4 protein-coding genes and 1 pseudogene are annotated in these 3,022 nt (G+C 76.4%); all 5 read left to right on the plus strand.

The window, feature by feature from the left end; all coding sequences use genetic code 11:
• Positions 1-174, plus strand: a 174-nt coding sequence (locus PSR1_RS23635) for a TRAP transporter TatT component family protein (protein ID WP_272946377.1), incomplete at its 5' end; no start/stop codon positions are given.
• Between the two features lie 9 nt (positions 175-183).
• Positions 184-1,056, plus strand: a complete 873-nt coding sequence (locus PSR1_RS22625) for a DUF4292 domain-containing protein (protein WP_059439563.1) — start codon at positions 184-186, stop codon at positions 1,054-1,056.
• 133 nt (positions 1,057-1,189) lie between these two features.
• On the plus strand, positions 1,190-1,891 hold the full coding sequence (locus PSR1_RS22630; protein WP_059439564.1) for a MotA/TolQ/ExbB proton channel family protein: 702 nt from the start codon (positions 1,190-1,192) through the stop codon (positions 1,889-1,891).
• Between the two features lie 3 nt (positions 1,892-1,894).
• Positions 1,895-2,371 (plus strand): biopolymer transporter ExbD, encoded by a 477-nt coding sequence (locus tag PSR1_RS22635; RefSeq protein WP_059439565.1) that lies wholly within the window; start codon positions 1,895-1,897, stop codon positions 2,369-2,371.
• Between the two features lie 80 nt (positions 2,372-2,451).
• A pseudogene (locus tag PSR1_RS22640) lies at positions 2,452-3,022 on the plus strand (hypothetical protein); the annotation flags it as partial.

The following is a 3,022-nucleotide window of genomic DNA, read 5'->3' on the forward strand; positions in this document are numbered from 1 at the left end:
GTCGCCGAGGCCGAGACCTACGCCGTGCTGGTGCAGGACCGCGCGCTGTTCGAGCGGCTCCTGGGCGAGGTGCTCGCGCCGGGCGACGGCGGCGACCCCGATCGCGCCCCGGAGCGCGAGGTGGCGCGCCGCCGGGCGAAGGCGCTGCTGGAGCGCGCCGGCCGGCTGTTCTAGGACCCGCCGATGCCCACGCGACCCCGCCCCGCCCTCGCGGCGCCCCGCCTCGCCGCGCTCGCGCTCGCCGCCCTCGCCGCCGCGGGGTGCCGCCCGCGCGTGCCGCCGCCCGACCTGTCGCTCGACCCGGCCGCGCTGCTCGCGCAGGTGCAGGCGACGCAGGCGCGGGTGCGCGCGGTGCGCGGCGAGGCCCGCGTCTCGGTGGACGCGCAGGGGCAGTCGGGCACCGTCTCGCAGTTCCTGGCGGCCGAGGTGCCGGACCGGCTGCACCTCGAGACGCTCGACTTCTTCGGGAACGTGGCCGCCGTGCTGGTCGCGGCCGACGGGCGCTTCTCGCTCTACGACGCGCGCAGCAAGGTGCTCTACCGCGGGGAGGCCACCCCGGAGAACCTGGCGCGCCTCGTGCCGCTGCCGCTCACCGCCGGCGAGCTGGTGCGGATCCTGTGCGGCGGCGCGCCGCTCCTCGACGGCCGGCCCACCGCGGCCGAGCCCGGCGCCGGGAGCGTCGCGCTCACGCTGGAGGCGGGCCCGTGGGCGCAGGTGCTGCGGGTCGGCCCCGGCGCGGCGGTGGAGCGCTCGTGGCGCACGGTCGAGGGCGGCGGGCCGGGCGAGTACGACCTCGCCTTCGGCGCGTTCTCGCCCGCGAGCGAGGGGCGCTTCCCGTCGGAGGTGAAGCTGCGCTCGGAGCGCCCGCGCGTGCGGCTCGAGCTGCGCTGGCGCGAGGTGGAGGTGAACCCCGCGCTCGAGCCCGCCCTGTTCCGCCTGGACCCGCCGCGCGGCGCGCGCGTGGTCGAGCTGGACGAGCGCTCCGCCCCGCCGCCGCCGGACCTGTTCCGCGCCGAGCCGGCGCCCGCTCCCGGGTCCCCCGGCCGGGCCGACTGACGCCCTGCCGCCGGCTCCGGGGGGAATGCGCGCCGCCCCCCGGGGCGTTCGCCGCCGAGGGACCCGAGGAAGCCCCCCCGCCGGCGCGGGGCCGCGGTTAGACTCCCTCCGTTCCCCACCCCGGAGACGCACCTTGGAAACCAGCCTCGTCGGCATCATGAAGACCGGCAGCGCGTCGATGTGGATCATCGTCGCGTGCTCGGTCGTCGCGCTCGCGGTCGCCATCGAGCGCGCCATCGCGCTCTGGGGCTTCACCGCCCGGGCGAAGAGCCTCGCCGACGCGGTGACCCGGGCGCTCTACCGCGGCGACCTCGAGGACGGGCGCGCGCAGTGCGAGCGCTCCGGCTCGCCGGCGGCCGACGTGTTCCTGGCCGGCCTGGTGGCCGTGGCGCCGCGCCCGGGCCCGGGCGGCCGGACCCCGGCGCCCACCGCCGAGAAGATCACCGCCGCGGTGGAGCGCGAGCGCCAGCAGGTGAACCTGAAGCTCCGCCGCAACCTGTGGATCCTCGGCACCGTGGGCGCGACCGCGCCGTTCGTGGGCCTGTTCGGCACCGTGGTGGGCATCATGCACGCGTTCCGGCAGATGGCCGCGACCGGGCAGGGCGGCTTCACGGTGGTGGCGGCCGGCATCTCCGAGGCGCTCGTCACCACCGCCGGCGGCATCGCGGTGGCCATCGAGGCCGTGGTGATCTTCAACTTCCTCAACGTGCACGTGCAGAAGCTCGCGCTGCAGCTCCGCCTGCTCACCGAGGAGTACCTCGAGATCGTGAAGGAGGTCCTCGCCGGCGGCGCCCGCCCGCAGGAGCCCGCGGCCCGCAGCGCCGGGGAGGGCTAGCGCATGGCGCTCGGCGGACCCTCGAACGGCGACGGCGGCGAGGACGAGGTCGGCGGCGGGATCTTCGCCGACATCAACATCACGCCGCTCACCGACATCTTCCTCGTCCTCCTCATCATCTTCATGGTGACCACCACGGCGATCGCCGAGGCCGGCCAGGAGAAGGGCGGCTTCAAGGTGAACCTGCCGAAGGGCGGCAAGGGCGAGGCCGCGCAGATCCCGCAGGACCTGGCGGTGGCGGTGCTCGCCGACGGGCGCGCGGTGGTGGGCGGGAAGGTGCTCGCCGACGACGCGCTCTCGGCCGCGTTCACCGACGCGGCCGGACGGAACGCGGAGCTGGTGGTGCTCGTGCAGGCGGACGAGGGCGTGCCGCACGGCCGGGTGGTGCAGGTGATGGAGCTCGCCCGCAGCGCCGGCCTGAGCCGGCTCGCCATCGCGACCCGCGCGGACGGCGCGTCCGGCGGGGGCGGCGGACGCTGAGTCCATGTAGGCGGATCGGGGGCGCGCGCGCCCCGAGGGGCTCGACCGGCCGTGCAGGGCGAAGGTAGGATCCCCCGCGCATGGACGCCATCGGGAAGAGGCGGCTCGGGGAGCTCCTGCTCGAGGCGGGCGTCATCGACGCCACGCAGCTGCAGTCCGCGCTCGGGCACCAGCGCCAGTGGGGCGTCCGGCTCGGCCAGGCGCTCGTGGACCTGAAGCTCGCGGGCGAGGCGGACATCGTCGAGGCGCTGTCGCGCAAGTACGGCTACGACGTGGCGCACCTCGACGCGCTCGAGCCGTACGCGCTGGAGCAGGCGCTGCGCCTCGTGCCGCGCGAGTTCGCGCTGCGCAACAACGTCTTCCCGCTCGGCGCCGACCCCGGCACGCTCGCGGTGGCGATGTCCGATCCCACCAACCTGGCGGTGGTGGACGAGCTGCGCTTCCGCACCGGGCGGAAGGTGAAGGTGTGCATCGGCGGCGATCGCGAGATCGCGGCGGCCATCCGGGACCGCTACCCGCACGACCACGCCATCGAGGCGATCGCGCTCGACCTCGACGCGGACGATCCGCCCGGCGAGGCGGTGCTCGATCCGTTCGGCGGCGGCTCGAAGGACGCGCTGGAGGCGTTCTTCGGCAGCGGCGCCGCCGCCG

This window comes from Anaeromyxobacter sp. PSR-1, from assembly GCF_000964525.1.
Lineage (GTDB): Bacteria > Myxococcota > Myxococcia > Myxococcales > Anaeromyxobacteraceae > Anaeromyxobacter.

Excerpts from the sequence above, each read along its gene's own strand:
- PSR1_RS22625 (WP_059439563.1), top strand. The coding sequence starts at position 184 with ATGCCCACGCGACCCCGCCCCGCCCTCGCGGCGCCCCGCCTCGCCGCG.
- PSR1_RS22635 (WP_059439565.1), top strand. The coding sequence starts at position 1,895 with ATGGCGCTCGGCGGACCCTCGAACGGCGACGGCGGCGAGGACGAGGTC.